We start from the raw sequence: 20,108 nt of genomic DNA on the forward strand, positions 1-20,108 counted from the left end.
CGCCAGTCCCCGTCAGCCCACTTCATCGAGCAGCGCCAGGCGGCTTTCGTCGGGGAAGGCCCGTACGCGGTACCTGACGGGATAAAGCGCTTCTTCCTCGACCAGATCGCCAAGCAGCGCCAGCGCCTGCTGCCATGCCACCACCCGCGTCTTCCCCGGGGCATCGTCGGCATCGGGCCACACCAGGGCGATGCGGTCCGTGCGCGGCAGCGAGGTGTCCACGCCGCAGGTCCAGGTGGCGACCGAAAACGAGGCCACGGGATCGTCCTGCTGGCCGTAGAGCAGGTAACTCGCCAGGAACACACCCGCGCCGGCGTGCTCGTTCAGGCGATCGATGGCAGCCTTCTGCGTGTCGTATTCTTCCTTTTGGTACAGCCGCTTGAGGTGGGCAAGATGCCGTGCCGCCTGCGCGCCGGCCGGCACGAAATGCGACACGTCCGGGCCAGACGGCACGGCGTGCGCCGCGTGCCAGGCGTCTCCGGGCCCGTAGCGGAACATGGCAGGCGAGATCGTGCGGCCCTGCCGCGAAGCCTGCAGGCTCAGCTCCACCATGTGCAACTGCCCCGCTTCGTCCTGGTCGCCGGTCACCAGCAGTACCTCGCGGGTGGGCAACATGAACACCGGGCGGCCGCGCACCGGCACCCGCTGCAGCACATCCGGCAGCAGCGCGCGGCTGGCCTCGTAGCCATCGCTCCAGGCGCCCTGGTACACGCCCTGGGCCACCTGCACGAAGGCCTCGGCGGTGTGGTCGCGCAGGTTGTCGGCCGCGATCCGCAGCGCCTGGTCCAGGCTCAGTTGCCAGGAGGCGGAGGGGCCGTTCAACAGGGTCGAGGTGGTTTCCGGGTAGTCCACCGCCAAGAGGATCACGCAATCGTCGCCGAAGGGCAGGCAGGCGGACTGGAAGCTCGAGGCATCGCCCTCGGTGCGCATGTGATGCAGCCGGATTTCATCGATCAGCGAGCGGCTGCGGATCAGCGGGCGGAGCATGGGGCCGGCCTCCGACAGCAAGGCTGGCGTAGCCTGGCCGCTGGAGCACAAGGTCGCCACGAAGCTGTGCAGCGCCTTGTCGCGCTGTGCGCCGCGCGTCTCGCAATACGCCCGGTAGGCATTGTGGAGGTTGAAAAAGGCATTGCGCCCGTGCTCCAGCCGGAACTCGTCCGCGTTGAATTCCAGGCGGCCCTCGAAACCCTGGCGCCTGGCCGCGGCAATGAAATACGCCGCGAAACGGTCCGGCGGCGGCTTGCGCAGGAAGAGCGAATCGAAGAAACCCATGACGATGGCGTGGCGCGGATAGCATTGCACACACCTTACCCCATGTCGCGCGTGTGCCGCGCGGCCGGCACGCCCGGCTATGCGGCCTGCCGCGCTAACCCGGCCTCAGTCGACCCAGTTGACCTTGGCAAATTTCCGCGAGAACGCTTCCGGCATCGGCACCACCTTCTTGATCTGGTAGTTGAAAAAGACAAAACCGGACTTGGCCATCGCCACCAGCGCCTGGTCATGCGGGCGCGTGATGCGGAAAGTGATGTCGCCACCGTATCGATTGAAATCCATCACCCCGACTTCGAACAGCAACTGGTCGCGGGCGTGCGCCTCGTTGCGGTAGGTGGTGGCGAGGTCGCTGACGATGATGCCGACGCCGTCGCCCTGGGTTTCCTGGATGCCGAACTCGAAGAGGAAACGGGCGCGTGCCTCGGAGATCATCGAGATCATCGAGTCGTTGCCGAGGTGGTTGGCTGAGTTTATATCGGTGACGCGCACCGTGAGGTGGGTGGAGTAGCAGTATTGGTCTTCGGGGAATTCGAGTTTTAGGCGGGCCATGATGCTAAGGGGGGATTTAGGTGAGGTTTTATCCGCATTATGTGCGATTGTTCAGGTTGGTGCAGTGTTAATGGTTTGGCGCTGGCTGTTGGGAATTATGTGTTTTGGATTCTTGGAATAGGTGGTGAATCGGTGGAGTTTTAATGTTATTTGGTTTTTTTGGGGCGGTGTTGGTCGTTGAACCCAAAGGAATACGACATCCCCCTGCGGGGGACGCCGGTCACTCTTCTTTGCTTCGGCAAAGAAGACTAACGAGAAGAAAGCCGACCCTGCCGGGGGCAGAGCAATCAGGCTATTTCGCGTTGGTGGTTTCGTCGTGCGGCCAGCAGTTCTGCTAGCTTCTGCCGCTACCAGCTTGCAGGGTCACGAATCTGCCAATTTCCGGGATTCGTGGTGCGGCCCCCGGTAGCGGAATCCTTGCCCATTCGGCCATCTGCCGTTACCAGCGCGAAGCACCACGACACATCGCCTGCCAATGGTTTCGTGGTGGGGCGGGCGCGGTGGTGAAGACCTCGGGCATATCACCCGGTGCCACCGCGCCCACGACGGAACCGGTGCGCCTGCAACTTCGTGGGCGGCCACTCCGCGAGCGACAGACGGCGTGAAGCAAGTGATGTCTGCTACCGGGGGTCGCACCACGAATCCCGGAAGCTGGCAGATTCGTGGTCAGTCAAGCCGGTACCGGCAGAAGCCCGCCGGCACTCCGGGCCGCACGACGAAACCATCGATATCCGAAAGCCTTATTGCTCTGCCCCCGGCAGGGTCGGCTTTCTTCTCGTTAGTCTTCTTTGCCGAAGCAAAGAAGAGTGACCGGCGTCCCCCGCAGGGGGATGTCGTATTCCTTTGGGTGCAACGGCCAACACCGCCCCCAAAAAAACCAAATGCCCTCAAAAAAGGAGCACCCCGCCATCAACACCGCCAATAAACCATAAAAGAAAGGCCCCGCAAGGGGCCTTCCAAAACGTACCTATCGAAAACCAGTACCGCTTACAGCGTCACCGTATCCGCCACATCCTTAAAGTCTTCGATCTGATCGAAGTTCATGTACTTGTAGATCTTGTCGCCATTGGCATTCAGCACACCCATATCCGACATGTACTCTTCCTTCGTCGGAATACGCCCCAGACGCGAGCAGATCGCCGCCAGCTCAGCCGAACCCAGATACACATTGGTATTCTTGCCAAGACGATTCGGGAAGTTACGCGTGCTGGTCGACATCACCGTAGCGCCTTCGCGCACCTGTGCCTGGTTACCCATGCACAGCGAGCAACCCGGCATTTCCGTACGGGCGCCTGCCGTACCGAACACGCCGTAGTGGCCTTCTTCGGTCAGTTGCTTGGCATCCATCTTGGTCGGCGGTGCAACCCACAGCTTGACCGGGATATCGCGCTTGCCTTCGAGCAGCTTGGAAGCCGCCCGGAAGTGGCCGATGTTGGTCATGCACGAACCGATGAAGACTTCGTCGATCTTGGCGCCTGCCACTTCCGACAGGGTCTTGACATCATCCGGGTCGTTCGGGCAAGCCAAGATGGGCTCATGCACGTCGGCCAGGTCGATCTCGATCACCGCGGCGTATTCGGCGTCGGCATCCGGCTCCAGCAGTTTCGGATCGGCCAGCCAGGCTTCCATGGCCTGGATACGGCGCGACAGGCTGCGCGGGTCCTGGTAGCCCTCGGCGATCATCCACTTCAGCAGCGTGATGTTGCTGTTGATGTATTCGATGATCGGCTCCTTGTTCAGGCGCACCGAGCAACCGGCAGCCGAACGTTCGGCGGACGCGTCGGAGAGTTCGAATGCTTGCTCGACCTTCAGGTCGGGCAGGCCTTCGATTTCCAGGACACGGCCCGAGAAGATGTTCTTCTTGCCTTGCTTGGCCACGGTCAGCAGGCCCGACTTGATCGCGTACAGCGGAATCGCGTTGACCAGGTCGCGCAGCGTGACGCCCGGCTGCATCTTGCCCTTGAAGCGCACCAGCACGGATTCCGGCATGTCCAGCGGCATCACGCCAGTGGCAGCCGCGAAAGCCACCAGGCCCGAACCTGCGGGGAAGCTGATGCCGATCGGGAAACGGGTGTGCGAGTCGCCGCCGGTGCCGACGGTGTCCGGCAGCAGCATGCGGTTCAGCCACGAGTGGATCACGCCGTCGCCCGGGCGCAGCGAAATGCCGCCACGGGTGCTGATGAACTGCGGCAGCGTGTGGTGGGTCTTGACGTCGACCGGCTTCGGATAGGCGGCGGTGTGGCAGAACGACTGCATCACCAGGTCGGCCGAGAAGCCCAGGCAAGCCAGGTCCTTCAGCTCGTCGCGCGTCATCGGGCCGGTGGTGTCCTGCGAGCCCACCGAAGTCATCTTCGGTTCGCAGTACGTGCCCGGGCGGATACCCTTGCCTTCTTCCAGGCCGCAGGCGCGGCCAACCATCTTCTGGGCCAGGGTGAATCCCTTGCCGGTGTCGGCCGGGTTGTGCGGCAGGCGGAACAGCGTGGACGGAGCCAGGCCGAGCGCTTCGCGGGCCTTGGCGGTCAGGCCACGGCCGACGATCAGGGGAATACGGCCGCCGGCGCGCACTTCGTCGAACAGCACGTCGGATTTCACGGTGAATTCAGCGACGACCGCGCCGTTCTTCAGGGCCTTGCCGTCATAGGGACGCAGCTCGATCACGTCGCCCATTTCCATGCTGGACACGTCCAGCTCGATCGGCAGCGCGCCGGCGTCTTCCATGGTGTTGTAGAAGATCGGGGCAATCTTGCTGCCCAGGCACACGCCGCCGAAGCGCTTGTTCGGCACGAAGGGGATGTCTTCGCCGGTGAACCACAGCACCGAGTTGGTGGCGGACTTGCGCGAGGAGCCGGTACCGACCACGTCACCCACGTAGGCGACCAGATTGCCCTTTTCCTTCAGCGATTCGATGAACTTGACCGGGCCGCGCTTGCCGTCTTCTTCCGGGGTGATGCCGGGGCGCGCGTTCTTCAGCATGGCCAGCGCGTGCAGCGGGATGTCCGGGCGGGTGGTGGCGTCCGGGGCCGGCGACAGATCGTCGGTGTTGGTTTCGCCGGTGACCTTGAACACGGTCACGGTCAGGCTTTGCGGCACTTCCGGACGGCTGGTGAACCACTCGGCGTCGGCCCAGCTTTGCAGCACGGCCTTGGCGTTGGCGTTGCCCTTGTCGGCCTTTTCCTTGACGTCATGGAAGGCGTCGAACATCAGCAGCGTCTTCTTGAGCGCTTCGGCGGCAACGGTGCCGATCTCGGCATCGTCCAGCAGTTCGATCAGCGGGGAGATGTTGTAGCCGCCCAGCATGGTGCCCAGCAGCTCGGCTGCCTTGGCACGCGAAATCAGCGGGCAGGCTTCCTTGCCCAGTGCGACGGCGGCCAGGTACGAGGCCTTGACCTTGGCGGCGTCGTCCACGCCGGCCGGCACGCGGTGCGTGATCAGGTCGACCAGGACCTGCTCTTCACCCGCAGGGGGCGCTTTCAGCAATTCGATCAGTTCCGCAGTCTGCTTGGCGGTCAGCGGCAGAGGGGGAATGCCGAGCGCGGCGCGTTCGGCAACATGGGCGCGATAGTTTTCAAGCATGGGAACCTGCGGAGTAATAGGGTTGCAAAAACCGGTTGTGCCGCGATTTTAAATGGAAGTGCGTTTTAGGTCAAACGTCTTATATCTTATATAAGAGTTGACAAGGTAAAACCCAATAAAATCAAGCCCCTCCCCATCCAGGCAGCAACCTCTGCGCATTGGATCTGTTCCTAGCCCGGCGGCAGGAAATCCAGCCTCTCCTCTTCGTACAGCCGGTAGATCATGTCGAGCATGGCGCTGATCTCCTCGGTCTCATCGAGGCTGCGCGTGCTCATGATGATAGGCGACACCAGGTTGGGATCGTCCAGCTCCTTGTAGCTGATGTCGTCCCGCTTGAGGCCGTGCACGCTGCTCGGGACGATCGAAATACCCTCCCCCGCCGCCACCAGCCCCAATGCGATCTGCAGTTCGCGCGCCTCATGGATGCGCCCCGGCTGCAGGGCGCGGTCATGGAATGCCGCCAGCACCTGGTCGGCATAGCTGGGACGGGGCGCCTTGGGAAAGATGATCAGGGTCTCGCCCAGCAGGTCGTGCAGCGAGAGTACCGGCCTGACCAGCGAGAGCGGATGCCCGACCGGCAGCGCCACGATCATGCGCTCCTCGCGCAGCACAACCCGGCGCACATTCGGGTCCTCGTGCCGTATGCGGCCAAACCCCACGTCGATGGTGCCCTGCTTGAGCGCCGCGATCTGGTCCATGGTGGTCATCTCATGCAGGCTGAGTTCAATCTCCGGGTGCTCAGTCCTGAAGCGCCGGATGATCTTGGGCAGCATGCCGTACAGCGTCGAGCCGACAAAGCCGACCGACATCTTCCGCTCGATCTGCCCCACCCGCCGGGTCATCGACTCCAGTTCCGCGGCCTGCGCCAGCAACTGCAGGGCATGCGCGTAGAAAAAGCGCCCGGCCTCGGTCAGCCTGAGCGGCCGCGCGTTGCGCTCGAACAGTTGCACCCCCAACCCCTCTTCCAGCTGCTGGATCTGCCGGCTCAGTGGCGGCTGCGCGATATGCAGCCGCTCGGCAGCGCGAGTGAAGTTGAGTTCCTCCGCGACGGCGACAAAGTAACGTAAGTGACGCAAGTCCAAAGCCATACCTTTTAAGTATTCAGCCAATACTAAAACAGTGTTGGACCACCAAATTCAGCGCTCCTATTCTTCGCACCAGGCCGTGACAATGATTTTTTATACCTTTTTGGCATTTTAGTTCGAATCACGCCGCCATGCCGGAAGCCAATGCAAGGCCACATGAATGGCGCCTTGCAAGACGGGCCCCACCCAGAAAACCAGAGACAAGGAGCAGACAAATGACTCACCCGGAAATCGAAGCGCTGGTGAAAGCGTTCATCGTCGACACCGCCAAGGGCAATGTCGACGCCCGCGTGCAAAGCGTGGTGGCCCGCCTGACCGCCGACCTGTTCAAGGCCATCGAGGACCTTGACCTGAGCGCCAGCGAAGTCTGGAAGGGCATCGAATATTTCGCCGAAGCCGGCCCGGAGCTTGGCCTGCTGGCCGCCGGCCTTGGCCTGGAGCGTTTCCTGGACATCCGCGCCGACGAAGCCGAGGCGAAGGCCGGCCTGAGCGGCGGCACACCGCGCACCATCGAGGGTCCCCTGTACGTGGCGGGCGCACCGGCCAGCGAAGGCTTCGCCCGGCTGGACGACGGCAGCGAGGACGGCAAGGGCGAGGTCCTGTTCATGCAGGGCACGGTGCATGACGCCAACGGCAAGCCGCTGCCCGGCGCCTCGGTGGAGGTCTGGCATGCCAACCTGCTTGGCAATTACTCGTTCTTCGACAAGACCCAGTCGGACTTCAACCTGCGCCGCACCATCGTGACCGACGGCGAGGGCCGCTACCAGTTCCGCAGCAACGTGCCGATGGGCTACGGCTGCCCGCCGCAAGGCACCACCCAGCGGCTGCTGGACCTGCTGGGCCGTCACGGACGCCGGCCTGCCCACATCCACTTCTTTGTCTCGGCCCCCGGCCATCGCAAGCTGACCACCCAGATCAATATCGACGGCGACGAATACCTGTGGGACGACTTCGCCTTCGCCAGCCGCGAGGGGCTGGTGCCGGCCGTCAGGCATATCGACGCCCCGGAGGAACTTGCCAAACGCGGCCTGGGCAAGCCGTTTGCCTCCATCGATTTCGACTTCCGCCTGTACGGCGAATGCGCCGCGGCGCCGGCGCCGGAAGTGGAGCGCAAGCGCGCCGCCGCGTAAGCCCCCCCCAAGACAGGAAAGACGTAGCCGGCGCACCTGCCGGCCGCCGCAGCCACATCAGGGCCGCCCTGAGGACACCTCACGGCCCGGCGCATCCGCACGGATGCAGGAGACAACTCATGATCCCCATTTACCCGGACAACAGCCCGACCCTGAAGCGGCTGGACGACTACCTGGTGGAAAACCGCGAAACCGGCGACTACCGCCTGCATCGCAGCGCCTTTACCGATGAAGCGCTGTTCGAACTCGAGATGAAGCACATCTTCGAGGGCAACTGGATCTACCTGGCGCACGAAAGCCAGATCCCCAACAACAACGACTACTACACGACCTACATCGGCCGCCAGCCGGTCGTGATCGCGCGCAACCGCCAGGGCGAACTCAACGCGCTGATCAACGCCTGCACCCATCGCGGCGCCATGCTGTGCCGCCACAAGCGCGGCAACAAGGCGACCTACACCTGCCCCTTCCACGGCTGGACCTTCAACAACAGCGGCAAGCTGCTCAAGGTCAAGGATCCGGAGGGCGCCGGCTACCCCGACTGCTTCAACAAGGAAGCCTCGCACGACCTGAAAAAGGTGGCCCGCTTTGAAAACTACCGTGGTTTCCTGTTCGGCAGCCTGAACCCGGATGTGGCGCCGCTCAAGGATTTCCTGGGCGAAGCCGCCAAGATCATCGACATGATCGTGGACCAGTCCACCGACGGGCTCGAAGTGCTGCGCGGCGCCTCCACCTATACCTTCGAAGGCAACTGGAAGCTGCAGACCGAGAACGGCGCCGACGGCTACCACGTCTCCGCGGTGCACTGGAACTACGCCGCCACCACCAACCACCGCAAGCAGGAGAACGCCCGCGAGGACAAGATTCGCGCGATGGACGCGGGCAACTGGGGCCGGCAAGGCGGCGGCTTCTACGCCTTCGATCACGGCCATATGCTGCTGTGGTCGCGCTGGGCCAATCCCGAAGACCGGCCGAATTTCAGCCGGCGCGAGGAATTCGCCGAGCGCTGCGGCGCCGAGACGGCGGACTGGATGATCCAGAACTCGCGCAACCTGTGCCTGTACCCCAACGTCTACCTGATGGACCAGTTCGGCTCGCAGATCCGCGTGCTGCGTCCGCTTTCCGTCAACAAGACCGAAGTCACCATCTACTGCATCGCGCCCAAGGGCGAGGCCGACGAGGCGCGCGCGCGCCGCATCCGCCAGTACGAGGATTTCTTCAACGTCAGCGGCATGGCCACGCCCGACGACCTGGAAGAATTCCGCGCCTGCCAGCAAGGCTATGCCGGCAGCGCGCTGGAATGGAACGACATGTGCCGCGGCGCCACGCACTGGGTCGAAGGCGCCGACGAAGCCGCCCGGAAGATTGGCCTCAAGCCGTTGATGAGCGGCGTCAAGACCGAGGACGAAGGCCTGTACACGGTGCAGCACCGCTACTGGCTGGACGTCATGAAGAAGGCCACCGGGGCCGAAGCAAGCAAAAGCGGCAATGCCGGCAACGCAGGGAGCGAAGCATGACCACGACCGCCACGATCAGCCTCGCGGATATCCAGGCCTTCCTCTATCGGGAAAGCCGCTTGCTGGACGACGAACAATGGGATGAATGGCTGGCCTGCTATCACCCGGATGCTGCGTTCTGGATGCCATCCTGGGACGACGACGACACGCTGGTGACCGACCCCCAGCGCGAGATCTCGCTGATCTACTATCCGAACCGCCAGGGCCTGGAAGACCGCGTGTTCCGCATCAAGACCGAGCGCTCCAGCGCCACCATGCCGGACACGCGCACCAGCCACAACCTCAGCAACGTCGAACTGGAGCGTCAGGAAGGCAGCGTCTGCACGGTGCGTTTCAACTGGCACACGCTGAGCCACCGCTACAAGACCAACTACAGCTACTTCGGCATGTCGCGCTACGTCATCGACTTTGCCGGCGAGCGGCCGCAGATCCTGGACAAGTACGTCGTGCTGAAAAACGACTACATCAACCAGGTCATCGACATCTATCACATCTGAGCGGACGCGCCGGAGGAATCACGCCATGGAATACAACATCGCTTTGCAGTTCGAAGACGGCGTCACCCGCTTCATCACCTGCGCCGCCAATGAAACCCTGTCCGACGCCGCCTACCGCCAGCAGATCAATATCCCGCTGGACTGTCGCGACGGCGCCTGCGGCACCTGCCGCGGCTTGTGCGAATCCGGCGAGTACGACCTGCCGGAGTCGAGCTATATCGAAGACGCGCTGACGCCCGAGGAAGCGGCCAAGGGCTACGTGCTGGCGTGCCAGACGCGCCCGCGCTCGGATTGCGTGATCAAGGTGCCGGCATCGTCGGCCGCCTGCAAGACGGGCGTAACCAGCTTCCAGGGCAAGCTGGCGGCAGTGGACAAGTTGTCCGATTCCACCATCGGGTTCTCGATCGACCTCGGCGAGACCGCCGTGCCGGCCTTCCTGGCAGGGCAGTATGTGAACGTGGAAATCCCGGGCACCGGCCTGACCCGTTCGTACTCGTTCAGCTCCGCCCCCGGCGCCAGGCACGCTTCATTCGTGGTGCGCAACGTGCCCAACGGCCGCATGAGCGAGTTCCTGAGCAAGCAGGCGCAGCCCGGCCAGCCCATTTCCTTCGCCGGCCCCTATGGCAGCTTCTACCTGCGCGAAGTGACCCGCCCTGTGCTGTTCCTGGCAGGCGGCACCGGCATCGCGCCCTTCCTGTCCATGCTGGACGTGCTGGCCGAGAACGGCAGCCCGCATCCGGTCCGCCTGGTGTACGGCGTGACGCATGAGATCGACCTCGTGGCGCTGGAACAACTCGACGACGCAAAGCGCAGGCTCCCCGGCTTCGAGTACCGCACCTGCGTGCTCGACCCGGTCAGCAGCGATACCCGCCAGGGCTATGTGACGCAGCACGTGGAGCCGGACTGGCTCAACGGCGGGCGTGTCGACATCTATCTGTGCGGCCCGGTCGCCATGGTGGACGCGGTGCGCGGCTGGCTGCAGAACGGCGGCGTGACGCCGGCCAGCTTCCACTACGAGAAATTCTCGGCCAGCAACGCTGCCTGACCCACCTTCTCACGGAATACAAAATACGGATCACGGATACGCCATGAACACAAACGCGCGCTTCAGCGGAAAAACCGCCATCGTCACCGGTGCGGCACAAGGGATCGGACGCGGCGTGGCGCTCGCCGCGGCGGCCGAGGGCGGCAGCCTGGTACTGGTCGACCGCTCGCCACTGGTGCATGAGGTCGCCGCGGAAATCGCCGCGAATGTCGGCCGGGCGCTGGCGGTGGAGGCCGACCTGGAAACCTACGCCGGCGCCTGCCAGATGGCCAGCGCCGCGCTGCAGGCCTACGGCCGCATCGATATCCTCGTCAACAACGTGGGCGGCACCATCTGGGCCAGGCCTTTCCAGGAATACGAGGAAGCGCAGATCGAAGCCGAGATCCGCCGCTCGCTGTTCCCCACCCTTTGGTGCTGCCGCGCCGTGCTGCCCGCCATGATCGGGCGCCGGCAGGGGACGATCGTCAATATCTCGTCCATCGCCACGCGCAGCATCCACCGCGTGCCTTATGCGGCCGCGAAGGGGGGCGTCAACGCCCTGACCGCCAGCCTGGCCTTCGAACATGCGCAGGACGGCATCCGCGTCAACGCGGTCGCCACCGGCGGCACCGAGGCGCCGCCGCGCAAAGTGCCGCGCAACACGGCGGAGCAGACCCCGCAGGAAGCCATCTGGTATCAGGGGATCGTTGACCAGACCATCGGCTCCAGCCTGATGCGCCGCTACGGCACCATCGACGAACAAGTGCGCGCCATCCTGTTCCTTGCGTCCGACGAGGCCTCCTACATCACGGGTACGGTCCTGCCGGTAGGTGGCGGCGACCAGGGCTGAACGCGCCCAATATTGCACAGGAAACGGGCCCGGCACGGCGGATCGGCTACCGCCTGTGTCAGCATCCGCTGACACAGGCCAGCCCGCCACGGACACGGTTGTTGCCCTCCGTCGGACATCGTTTTCAGTCTTGGCCGATTTCGCCGCCAGGGCGCAAGAACCATACTGCAGGTATGAAAAACGTACCGGCCAGCCCCGGCCATAAGGTCGCAGGTGGGTCGCAAGAACCGAAGGAGTGTGAAATGCAATCGGCCGCCACGTCGCTACGCGCCTTGGTCCACAAGTGGCTGGGGTCCACGGGCGACGCCATGATCACCCGCGTGCACCCGCCCGGCATATCGGGCGGGTGTGTGCGCGCGCAAGTCAACCGCCCCGCCGGCTCGCTCGCCATCTTCTTCTTCCGGCACCGGGACGGCGGCTGGTGCGTATTCCCGCCCGCCTGCCGAGGCTCCTGAGCGTCCCTCAGTCACACGCACCGCTGCGGATCGGGGCGCCATGGGCTGCCCCGGCACGGTCAGCCACCCGCTGCGGCCGCTCAGCGCCGCAGCCGGCGCCCTGATCGCCATCGCGGCCGAGGAAATCCACCGGGCGCCTGGTCCCGCCGATACCTGGCCACAGGAAAATCCCTTTCCAATCAATAGCCTGGCAGCATCGCCCACCCCGACGCACGGCGGAGCGGGCGGCGGCTGACCGGCCGCGCCGGCTCGCCCAAGGGGCGGCGAACCGGCCGCCCGACCCCGGCGCCACCCGCTGTCCGGCCCCCAGTACGGGTTTTCCTTGAACATCCCGCTCAAGTTCCGTGTCCGCCATTCGTTAACCCCTGTAAGACCATCCGCATCGCTCGGATGACAAGACCTGCTCGGCTCAAAGGGCCAAGCTGAGCGGGTTTCACCCTTTTTTTCGGCCCTTTGCTTGCCCCTGATTCCCTCAAGAATGGCAGGGCATTCCGATACAGGCATCTCATGGCGAATACGCTCACTTCTTCCCAGGCTGACGGCAACACGAGCAAGCGCGGGCGACTGCTGCTGATTCTCGGCGTCGTGCTCGTCGCTGCGCTGGGTGCCGGGGGCTTTTTTCTGGGCAACATCCTGAGCAACCGCCAACCGGCCGTGCCCGCCGCACCGGTTGTACCGCCGCCGATTTTTGTGCCGTTGGAAGCATTTACCGTCAATCTGAAGAGCGATGACGGCGACCGCTTCCTGCATACCGGTTTGTCGCTCAAGGTGGCGGACGCGCAGAACCAGGCGCGCATCACCGAATACCTGCCGGAAGTCCGCAGCCGCATCTTGCTGCTGCTATCGGCCAAGCAGCCGCCAGACCTGGCGACGGTGGAAGGCAAGCGCAAGCTGGCCCAGGAAATCCAGAATGCCATCAGCCAGCCGTTCGCGCCCAACCTGCCCAAACAGCAGATCCTGGACGTCCTATTCACTTCCTTCGTGGTGCAGTAAGCGCTTTGCCCTGCCCCACCAGCAAATCCGATATGAATCCGTCCTTGTCCGCCTTGCACGTTTCACAGCGTGCGCGCCAACGCCAGCGCGCGGGCTCATAGGCAATCCGGGCAAATGGTCGCTTTCATTCATCACGGCACTCACGGGGCAGGACACTAGATGGCCTACGACAAGTTCCTCTCGCAGGACGAGGTAGACGAATTACTGAAAGGCGTGTCGGGCGAGACCGACACGCCCGAGGTCGCCGCGCCGGTCTCCGAGGATGGCGTGCGCCCGTACAACCTAGCCACGCAAGAACGTATCGTGCGCGGCCGGCTGCACACGCTCGAGATCATCAACGAGCGCTTTGCCCGCCAGCTTCGCACCCAGCTGTTCAACTTCATCCGCCGCGGCGCCGACATCTCCGTAGGGTCGATCCGCATCGAGAAGTACGGCGACTTTGTGCGCAACCTGCCGGTACCGACGAACCTGAACCTGGTGCACATGAAGCCGTTCCGCGGCACGTCGCTGTTCGTGTTCGACCCCAACCTGGTGTTCCTGGTGGTCGACAACCTGTTCGGCGGCGACGGGCGCTTCCACACCCGCGTGGAAGGGCGCGACTTTACCCAGACCGAGCAGCGCATCATCCGGCGCCTGCTGGACCTGGCGCTCTCCAGCTATGGCAGCGCCTGGCAGGCGGTGCACCCGATCGAGCTGGAATACATCCGCTCGGAAATGCACACCAAGTTTGCCAACATCGCCATGCTCAGCGAGGTGGTGGTAACAACGGCCTTCCATATCGAACTCGGCGCCGTCGGCGGCCAGCTTCACGTCTGCTTCCCGTACTCGATGATCGAGCCGGTGCGCGACCTGCTGATGAACCCGCTGCAGGACGAGGTCGAAGTCGACAAGCGCTGGATCTCCCAGCTGTCGCAGCAGATCCGCGCGGCCGAGGTAGACCTGGTAGCCGAATTTGCCCACGTGGAAAGCACCGTAGCCGATGTGCTGGCGCTGCGCGTCGGCGATGTACTCCCCATCGAGTTGCCCGAGCAGATCTTCGGCAAGGTCGATGGCGTGCCCGTGATGCAGGCTGGCTTTGGCACCATGAACGGCCAGTATGCGTTGCGGGTAGAACGGATGATCAATCACCAAGAAATCGATTCCAACAAGGAAACCGACCATGACTGACGGCAAAGAGGACATCCCGGCCGACCCGATGGACGACTGGGCCAGTGCCCTGGCGGAGCAGACCAGCGCCGAGGATCTCGCCGCTGCCGCCGCGCCTGCCCAGGCCGTCGCCACGCCAGCCACAGCAACACCGGCCGCCTCCAAGGTCTTCCAGCCGCTGGAGAAGGACACGCCCAGCGCCTTCCACAACGATATCGAGATGATTCTCGATATCCCGGTCCAGCTCACGGTAGAGCTCGGTCGCACCAAGGTGCCGATCAAGACCCTGCTGCAGCTGGCCCAGGGCTCGGTGGTGGAACTCGACGGCCTGGCCGGCGAGCCGATGGACGTGCTGGTCAACGGCTACCTGATCGCCCAGGGCGAAGTGGTGGTGGTGAACGACAAGTTCGGCATCCGCCTGACAGACATCATCACGCCGTCCGAACGCATCCGGAAGCTCAACCGATGAACGCCAGCCCGCGCCGGACCGCCACCGCCGCGCTAGCCGCCGGCGTGGCCCTGGCGCATGCCGCGCCCGCGGCCGCGCAGGCCAGCGCGGTTGCCGCCAGCCCTGCCGGTACCGGCACGGTCGGCAGCGGCGTCGGCGCCGGCAGCCATGTCGGCGTTGGCGCCGCGTCGGGACTGGCGCAGGCCGGCCTCGGCCTGTTCGCCGTCATCGCGCTGATCCTGCTGCTGGCCTGGCTGGCGCGCCGCGCTGGCCTGGTGCGCCATGGCCAGGGCGGCCAGATGAAAGTGATAGGCAGCACCATGCTCGGGGCGCGCCAGCGCCTGGTCATGGTGGAAGTCGGCGACACCTGCCTGGTGCTGGGTGTCAGCGCCGGCGAGATTCGCACGCTCCACACTTTGCCCGCGCAAGCCGCGCACAAGCCGGACCAGAATCCCGGCGGCGCGGCAAGCCAGGGTCCGGCCGGCAGCTTTGGACAAAAGCTGCTGCGCGCCATGCAAGACAACCTGAAGTCATGAATTTCCTGCCTGACGCCCCCCGGCGCTCCCTGCAACACCACCTCCAGTCCTTCCGCGAATACCTCAGCCAGCCCGCCCGGCTTGCGCTCGCGGCCCTGCTGGCCTGCGCGTGCCTCGCGCTGGTGCTGTTGCCGGCCATGGCGCATGCGCAAGCGCTGCCGGGGCTGACCAGCAAGGCGGGTCCGGGCGGCAGCCAGACCTGGTCGCTGTCGGTGCAGACGCTGGTACTGCTGACCTCGCTGTCCTTCCTGCCGGCGGCCATGCTGATGATGACGGGCTTCACGCGCATCATCATCGTGCTGGGGCTGCTGCGCAATGCGCTGGGCACGGCCAGCTCGCCGCCCAACCAGGTGCTGGTGGGACTGTCGCTGTTCCTGACCTTCTTCGTCATGTCGCCGGTGTTCGACCGCATCTACACCGACGCCTACAAGCCGCTGTCCGAAAACAAGCTCAGCCTGGAAGACGCCGCCGCCAAGGCCGCCGCGCCGCTCAAGGCGTTCATGCTCAAGCAGACCCGCGAGAAGGACCTGGCGCTGTTCGCCCAGATGGCCAAGGCGCCCGAGATGCAAGGCCCGGAAGACGTGCAGATGCGTATCCTGGTGCCCGCCTTTGTCACCAGCGAACTCAAGACCGCGTTCCAGATCGGCTTTACTGTCTTTATCCCCTTCCTGATCATCGACCTGGTGGTCGCCAGCGTGCTGATGGCGATGGGCATGATGATGGTGCCGCCGGCCACCATCGCGCTGCCATTCAAGCTGATGCTGTTCGTGCTGGTGGACGGGTGGCAACTGCTGCTTGGCTCGCTGGCGCAGAGCTTCCTGAACTGATCACGGGGCGCCTGCCCCACCCTAGGCCTTCGCCATGACTCCGGAAACCGTAATGACCATCGCCACCCAGGCGATGAAGATGACCCTGATGCTGTCGGCGCCGCTGCTGCTGGTGGCGCTCGTGGCCGGCCTGGTGGTGAGCCTGTTCCAGGCCGCCACGCAGATCAATGAAATGACGCTGTCCTTTATCCCGAAGCTGCTGGCGCTGTTCGCCACCATGGTGCTGGCCGGCCCGTGGATGATCAACACCTTCGTCGACTACATGCGCGAAGTGTTCCAGGGCATTCCCGCCCTGGTGCACTAAGCCCGGCGCCGCGACTGACCGCGCTTTAGCCAGGCCCGCCGCCGTGCTCTCCGTCACCTCCGCCCAGCTCTACGCCTGGATCGCCGCCTTCCTCTGGCCCATGTTCCGGATGCTGGCGCTGATCGGCACCGCGCCGCTGTTCGGGGAATCGACCATCCCGAGGCGGGCCAAGGTCGCGCTGGCGGCGCTGATGGCGGTGATCATCTCGCCCACCATCGACAAGCTGCCGCTGGTGCCGGTGTACTCGCTCGAGGGCCTGCTGATCATTCTCAACGAGGTCGGCATCGGGCTGGCGGTGGGATTCAGCATGCGGCTGGTGTTCGCCGCCGTGCAGTTCGCCGGCGAAACCATCGGCCTGCAGATGGGCCTGTCGTTCGCCTCCTTCTACGACCGCTCCTCCGGCGGCCAGACCATGGTGCTGTCGCGCTTTCTCAACGTGGTGGCCATGCTGATGTTCCTGGCGATGGACGGCCACCTGATGCTGCTGGCCACCGTCGCCGACAGCTTCGCCGCGCTGCCGATCGCCGCCCAGCCGCTCACCGGCGCGGGCTGGGCCGCGGTGGCGGGCGCCGGCGCCACGGTGTTCTCGTCCGGGCTGCTGCTGGCGCTGCCGCTGATCGCCGCGCTGCTCACCCTCAATCTCGCCATGGGCATCCTGAACCGCGCCTCGCCGCAACTGTCGATCTTCGCGGTCGGGTTCCCGGTCACGCTGGGCGGCGGCATCTTGATGATGATGCTGATCATGCCGCAGATAAGCACCTACATGGGGCGGCTGATCGAGGGCGGATTGAGTACGGTGGGGATGGTGCTGGGGCAGTTTGGACGCTGAGGGCCGGGGCCTCAGGACACCACCACGCGCGTACACCCGGCCAGGGTTTCAAACCCGATCTCCACCGGCAGGAACTTGCCAATCACTTCTGCATTGCTGCGCAGGTGATCGGTTACTTCGTCCACCGTAAAGCTCCCGCCACCCGCCAGCGCCATCGGCAACAGCAGTTGATCGGCCAGGTGCGGGCCCACCGCGCCCTTGCCGGCCAGGTAGGCGCGTGCCTGGCGGCAGGCGGCGCCCGCCACGCTCTCCGCCGTACGGCCCTTTTTGCCGAACTCGCAGAACACCTCGGTAACGTGCTGGTGCGGCAGCGTCAGCAGCACCGCATTGCCCGGCCCTTCCTCGTGCCGCAGGCCGCCCACGTGCAACTGGCTCGCCTCCCATCCCATCAACTCGCCCACCAGGTCAAGCTCGCGCCGCGCCACGTGAAGCGGCACGCCGGCGATCAGCGCACGCGCGTCGGCCACGCCGGGCGTGCCGCGCTCTTCCAGCGCAAGCGCGCGCCATGCCGCGCCGGAGCATCCGCTCACTGTCAGTTGGCCCCCGCCCGCGGGATAAAAGCCGTGGCGGCGCAGCGTCAGGTCAGCCGCCGCGCCCATGCGCGCCATCAGCGGCAGCCACGCATCGCGCAGGAAGGTCGCCGAGGGTGCCATGGGGTTGTGGGTGCCGCCCGACAGGGTCAGGGTGAAGCTCTCATCGCCGGGCGCGCTCCACAGCGCGGGCAGCAGCGTCTGCAGCACCAGCGTGCAACTGCCGGCGGAGCCGATGGCGAAGTCGTAGTTGCCGGCGCGCACCGGCCCCGGCGCGAAAGTCAGCGCGGTCGAGCCGATCGCCGCGCCTTCGGTGCGCGCACCGCTGATCGCCTGCGCCGCGACCACGGCGGTCAGGTGCTGGCGCATCAGCCCCGGCTTGCTGCGCCGGGCGCGCACATTGGCGATATGCACCGGCGTGCCGGTCACCATGGCCAGCGACAGCGCGGTGCGCAGGATCTGCCCGCCGCCCTCGCCGTAGGAGCCGTCGATTTCCATCATTGCGTTTACTCGTCTGTTCTTGTTGTTATGCCGGCGCGGCCGGGGACGTTTCCCGTCCCGGTCCGCGCCGGTGGCTTCGGCATCGCTCAGCCCTTCACGCACACCACCTGCTTGAGCGTGTGGACGATTTCGACCAGATCTGACTGCGCCGCCATCACGGCGTCGATATCCTTGTACGCCATCGGGATCTCGTCGATCACCTCGGCGTCCTTGCGGCACTCCACGCCTTCCGTGGCGCGCCGCTGGTCGTCCACCGTAAAGTGGCGCTTGGCTTCGGTCCGGCTCATGGTGCGGCCCGCGCCGTGGCTGCAGGAGCAGAACGACTCTTCATTGCCCTTGCCGCGCACGATGTAGGAGCGCGCGCCCATCGAGCCCGGGATGATGCCGAGTTCGCCGGCCTTGGCGCTCACCGCGCCCTTGCGTGTCACCAGCACGTCTTCGCCGAAGTGGCGCTCCTTCTGCACGTAGTTGTGGTGACAGTTCACTGCTTCCATCTCCGCCGCGAAGGGCTTGCCGATCACGGCGCGGGCGGCGTCCAGCACATTGGCCATCATCAGTTCGCGGTTGCGCCGCGCATACTGCTGCGCCCACTCCACCGCGAACACGTAGTCCTCATAGTGCTGGCTGCCTTCCACCAGGTAGGCCAGGTCGCGGTCCGGCAGGTTGATGAAGTGGCGGCGCATATCCGCCTGTGCCAGCTCGATGAAGGTATTGCCGATGGCATTACCCACCCCGCGCGACCCCGAGTGCAGCATGAACCAGACCGACTGGCTCTCGTCCAGGCAGACTTCGATAAAGTGGTTGCCGGTACCCAGCGTACCCAGGTGGTTGCGGTTGTTGGTGCGCGTCAGCTTGGGGTACTTCTGCGTGATCCGTTCGAAGCCGCCGGCCAGGCCGGCCCAGCTGGCATCCACCGTATCCGGTACTTCGCCCCAGGCGCCCTTGTCGCGTCCGCCGCGGTTGTTCGAGCGCCCGTGCGGCACGGCTTTCTCGATGGCGCTGCGCAGCGGGCCCAGGTTATCGGGCAGGTCGCCGGCGCACAGCGTGGTCTTGACCGCAATCATGCCGCAACCGATATCCACGCCCACCGCCGCCGGGATGATGGCGCCCTGCGTCGGGATCACCGAACCGATGGTCGAGCCCTTGCCCAGGTGCACGTCCGGCATCACGGCCAGGTGCTTGAAGATGAACGGCATCTGGGCGGTGTTGGCGAGTTGCGCGCGGGCGCCCTCGTCGACCGGCACGCCGTGGGTCCACATCTTGACCGGACGGCCCTTGCCGGTCCGGAATACGTCGTAATTCTCCTTGGAGGTCATCTCTGCTTCTCTCTTTGCCTTGCGGCGGGACTACGCTGGCAGTGGCCAGCAAGATACCAAAATAAGTGGGCGACTAGTGGTTGTGGAACCGGCGCTCTATCGTTGAGCTACGCTGCCCCGGCCAATCCGGTTTAGCGGCGGGACTCGCACCCGCAACCTCCTCATTACCAGTGATGTAGTTCCACAGGCATTCGCCCGTCAACCTGAAAGAATGCGGCTCCGCCACGACGAGGATCGGCCGGATTGACGCTGCCGTCCTGCGCAGCAGCCGGAATCGAACCGGCAATCACCAGATGTAATCCTGGCCAGCATTCGTGGCAAGTCCGCATACCGCAGGCGCCGCGCGGGGCGCTTGGGGTATGCAGGCTCGGGGGCGGCAACCGGCGACAAGGGTCAGGACAGACAAGCCTTGGATGTAGTCTGCCCGGCATTCGCCGGCCACCGCCGAACTTCACAACCTCACAATTTCACAAGCTTTCGACTTCACAGGTTGAGCGCCGAGATCTCGCCCACCCAGTGCCCGGCATGCAACTGCCCGGCGGCGAAGGCGGCAACGATCGGGCGGCCACGCTGGCCCTGGAACAGATTGGTATTTGCCATTCGCATTCTCCCTGGAGACTAGTGTGTTGCCGGTGCGGGCGGTGGCGTCTTGCGCCTGGTTTGGCTGCCGTTGGCTTTCGGCCCGCACCGTATTCGATGGTCTCTATTCAGCAATCGGTGTGCCAG

20 protein-coding genes are annotated in these 20,108 nt (G+C 64.8%); 14 read left to right on the top strand and 6 right to left on the bottom strand.

Annotated elements, in window-relative coordinates; all coding sequences use genetic code 11:
• Positions 1 to 12: 12 nt before the first annotated feature.
• The 4 genes from AC1DS6_RS17535 to AC1DS6_RS17550 form a co-directional block, all read right to left on the bottom strand.
• Positions 13 to 1,302, bottom strand: coding sequence for a DUF1444 domain-containing protein (locus tag AC1DS6_RS17535; RefSeq protein WP_441636214.1), 1,290 nt, complete (start codon positions 1,300 to 1,302; stop codon positions 13 to 15).
• Positions 1,303 to 1,377: 75 nt separating this feature from the next.
• Positions 1,378 to 1,821, bottom strand: a complete 444-nt coding sequence (locus AC1DS6_RS17540) for a thioesterase family protein (RefSeq protein WP_477102817.1) — start codon at positions 1,819 to 1,821, stop codon at positions 1,378 to 1,380.
• A gap of 987 nt (positions 1,822 to 2,808) precedes the next feature.
• On the bottom strand, positions 2,809 to 5,394 hold the full coding sequence (gene acnB / locus AC1DS6_RS17545; RefSeq protein WP_477102818.1) for a bifunctional aconitate hydratase 2/2-methylisocitrate dehydratase: 2,586 nt from the start codon (positions 5,392 to 5,394) through the stop codon (positions 2,809 to 2,811).
• A gap of 170 nt (positions 5,395 to 5,564) precedes the next feature.
• Positions 5,565 to 6,476: a LysR family transcriptional regulator gene (locus tag AC1DS6_RS17550; protein ID WP_441636220.1), complete on the bottom strand. Its 912-nt coding sequence runs from the start codon at positions 6,474 to 6,476 to the stop codon at positions 5,565 to 5,567.
• 218 nt (positions 6,477 to 6,694) lie between these two features.
• Between AC1DS6_RS17550 and catA the strand changes: the two genes are divergently transcribed.
• The 14 genes from catA to fliR all read left to right on the top strand — a co-directional run bounded on the left by catA (position 6,695) and on the right by fliR (position 17,035).
• Positions 6,695 to 7,609 carry a catechol 1,2-dioxygenase gene (catA, locus tag AC1DS6_RS17555; RefSeq protein WP_441636221.1) on the top strand — a complete coding sequence of 305 codons (915 nt, stop codon included), beginning with the start codon at positions 6,695 to 6,697 and terminating at the stop codon, positions 7,607 to 7,609.
• 119 nt (positions 7,610 to 7,728) lie between these two features.
• Positions 7,729 to 9,126: a benzoate 1,2-dioxygenase large subunit gene (gene benA / locus AC1DS6_RS17560; RefSeq protein ID WP_477102819.1), complete on the top strand. Its 1,398-nt coding sequence runs from the start codon at positions 7,729 to 7,731 to the stop codon at positions 9,124 to 9,126.
• Positions 9,123 to 9,623 carry a benzoate 1,2-dioxygenase small subunit gene (gene benB, locus AC1DS6_RS17565; protein ID WP_441636225.1) on the top strand — a complete coding sequence of 167 codons (501 nt, stop codon included), beginning with the start codon at positions 9,123 to 9,125 and terminating at the stop codon, positions 9,621 to 9,623. The genes benA and benB overlap by 4 nt, the downstream gene beginning before the upstream one ends.
• Positions 9,624 to 9,648: 25 nt before the next feature.
• Positions 9,649 to 10,668 carry a benzoate 1,2-dioxygenase electron transfer component BenC gene (gene benC, locus AC1DS6_RS17570; RefSeq protein WP_477102820.1) on the top strand — a complete coding sequence of 340 codons (1,020 nt, stop codon included), beginning with the start codon at positions 9,649 to 9,651 and terminating at the stop codon, positions 10,666 to 10,668.
• Between the two features lie 43 nt (positions 10,669 to 10,711).
• Entirely contained in the window at positions 10,712 to 11,497 is a 786-nt protein-coding gene (locus AC1DS6_RS17575) for a 1,6-dihydroxycyclohexa-2,4-diene-1-carboxylate dehydrogenase (RefSeq protein WP_477102821.1), read from the top strand.
• 242 nt (positions 11,498 to 11,739) lie between these two features.
• Complete coding sequence (locus tag AC1DS6_RS17580; protein WP_441636231.1) at positions 11,740 to 11,952, top strand: hypothetical protein; 213 nt, start codon at positions 11,740 to 11,742, stop codon at positions 11,950 to 11,952.
• Positions 11,953 to 11,992: 40 nt separating this feature from the next.
• Positions 11,993 to 12,187 carry a hypothetical protein gene (locus tag AC1DS6_RS17585; RefSeq protein WP_477102822.1) on the top strand — a complete coding sequence of 65 codons (195 nt, stop codon included), beginning with the start codon at positions 11,993 to 11,995 and terminating at the stop codon, positions 12,185 to 12,187.
• Between the two features lie 272 nt (positions 12,188 to 12,459).
• Complete coding sequence (gene fliL, locus AC1DS6_RS17590) at positions 12,460 to 12,945, top strand: flagellar basal body-associated protein FliL (protein ID WP_477102823.1); 486 nt, start codon at positions 12,460 to 12,462, stop codon at positions 12,943 to 12,945.
• A gap of 159 nt (positions 12,946 to 13,104) precedes the next feature.
• Positions 13,105 to 14,112: a flagellar motor switch protein FliM gene (gene fliM / locus AC1DS6_RS17595; RefSeq protein WP_045241242.1), complete on the top strand. Its 1,008-nt coding sequence runs from the start codon at positions 13,105 to 13,107 to the stop codon at positions 14,110 to 14,112.
• Positions 14,105 to 14,560 (top strand): flagellar motor switch protein FliN, encoded by a 456-nt coding sequence (gene fliN / locus AC1DS6_RS17600; RefSeq protein WP_276287103.1) that lies wholly within the window; start codon positions 14,105 to 14,107, stop codon positions 14,558 to 14,560. Before fliM ends, fliN begins: the two co-directional genes overlap by 8 nt.
• Positions 14,557 to 15,075, top strand: coding sequence for a flagellar biosynthetic protein FliO (gene fliO, locus AC1DS6_RS17605; protein WP_477102824.1), 519 nt, complete (start codon positions 14,557 to 14,559; stop codon positions 15,073 to 15,075). The genes fliN and fliO overlap by 4 nt, the downstream gene beginning before the upstream one ends.
• 137 nt (positions 15,076 to 15,212) lie before the next feature.
• Positions 15,213 to 15,902: a flagellar type III secretion system pore protein FliP gene (gene fliP / locus AC1DS6_RS17610; RefSeq protein WP_200876802.1), complete on the top strand. Its 690-nt coding sequence runs from the start codon at positions 15,213 to 15,215 to the stop codon at positions 15,900 to 15,902.
• A 34-nt stretch (positions 15,903 to 15,936) separates the two neighbouring features.
• On the top strand, positions 15,937 to 16,206 hold the full coding sequence (fliQ, locus tag AC1DS6_RS17615; protein ID WP_035870540.1) for a flagellar biosynthesis protein FliQ: 270 nt from the start codon (positions 15,937 to 15,939) through the stop codon (positions 16,204 to 16,206).
• A 43-nt stretch (positions 16,207 to 16,249) separates the two neighbouring features.
• Positions 16,250 to 17,035, top strand: a complete 786-nt coding sequence (fliR, locus tag AC1DS6_RS17620) for a flagellar biosynthetic protein FliR (RefSeq protein WP_441636688.1) — start codon at positions 16,250 to 16,252, stop codon at positions 17,033 to 17,035.
• An 11-nt stretch (positions 17,036 to 17,046) separates the two neighbouring features.
• Here the strand turns inward: fliR and rtcA are convergent, their stop codons facing one another.
• Positions 17,047 to 18,066, bottom strand: coding sequence for an RNA 3'-terminal phosphate cyclase (gene rtcA, locus AC1DS6_RS17625; protein ID WP_477102825.1), 1,020 nt, complete (start codon positions 18,064 to 18,066; stop codon positions 17,047 to 17,049).
• 86 nt (positions 18,067 to 18,152) lie between these two features.
• Positions 18,153 to 19,382, bottom strand: a complete 1,230-nt coding sequence (locus tag AC1DS6_RS17630; RefSeq protein ID WP_477102826.1) for an RtcB family protein — start codon at positions 19,380 to 19,382, stop codon at positions 18,153 to 18,155.
• Positions 19,383 to 20,108: the final 726 nt, after the last annotated feature.

The organism is Cupriavidus sp. 05L310 (assembly GCF_056398185.1).

Coding starts and splice junctions, on each gene's coding strand:
- AC1DS6_RS17575 (WP_477102821.1), top strand. CDS start 10,712: ATGAACACAAACGCGCGCTTCAGCGGAAAAACCGCCATCGTCACCGGT.
- fliQ (WP_035870540.1), top strand. CDS start 15,937: ATGACTCCGGAAACCGTAATGACCATCGCCACCCAGGCGATGAAGATG.
- AC1DS6_RS17630 (WP_477102826.1), bottom strand. CDS start 19,382: ATGACCTCCAAGGAGAATTACGACGTATTCCGGACCGGCAAGGGCCGT.
- AC1DS6_RS17540 (WP_477102817.1), bottom strand. CDS start 1,821: ATGGCCCGCCTAAAACTCGAATTCCCCGAAGACCAATACTGCTACTCC.
- benC (WP_477102820.1), top strand. CDS start 9,649: ATGGAATACAACATCGCTTTGCAGTTCGAAGACGGCGTCACCCGCTTC.
- benB (WP_441636225.1), top strand. CDS start 9,123: ATGACCACGACCGCCACGATCAGCCTCGCGGATATCCAGGCCTTCCTC.
- fliN (WP_276287103.1), top strand. CDS start 14,105: ATGACTGACGGCAAAGAGGACATCCCGGCCGACCCGATGGACGACTGG.
- fliO (WP_477102824.1), top strand. CDS start 14,557: ATGAACGCCAGCCCGCGCCGGACCGCCACCGCCGCGCTAGCCGCCGGC.
- benA (WP_477102819.1), top strand. CDS start 7,729: ATGATCCCCATTTACCCGGACAACAGCCCGACCCTGAAGCGGCTGGAC.
- fliP (WP_200876802.1), top strand. CDS start 15,213: ATGGCGCATGCGCAAGCGCTGCCGGGGCTGACCAGCAAGGCGGGTCCG.
- acnB (WP_477102818.1), bottom strand. CDS start 5,394: ATGCTTGAAAACTATCGCGCCCATGTTGCCGAACGCGCCGCGCTCGGC.
- rtcA (WP_477102825.1), bottom strand. CDS start 18,066: ATGATGGAAATCGACGGCTCCTACGGCGAGGGCGGCGGGCAGATCCTG.
- AC1DS6_RS17585 (WP_477102822.1), top strand. CDS start 11,993: ATGGGCTGCCCCGGCACGGTCAGCCACCCGCTGCGGCCGCTCAGCGCC.
- fliL (WP_477102823.1), top strand. CDS start 12,460: ATGGCGAATACGCTCACTTCTTCCCAGGCTGACGGCAACACGAGCAAG.
- catA (WP_441636221.1), top strand. CDS start 6,695: ATGACTCACCCGGAAATCGAAGCGCTGGTGAAAGCGTTCATCGTCGAC.
- fliM (WP_045241242.1), top strand. CDS start 13,105: ATGGCCTACGACAAGTTCCTCTCGCAGGACGAGGTAGACGAATTACTG.
- AC1DS6_RS17580 (WP_441636231.1), top strand. CDS start 11,740: ATGCAATCGGCCGCCACGTCGCTACGCGCCTTGGTCCACAAGTGGCTG.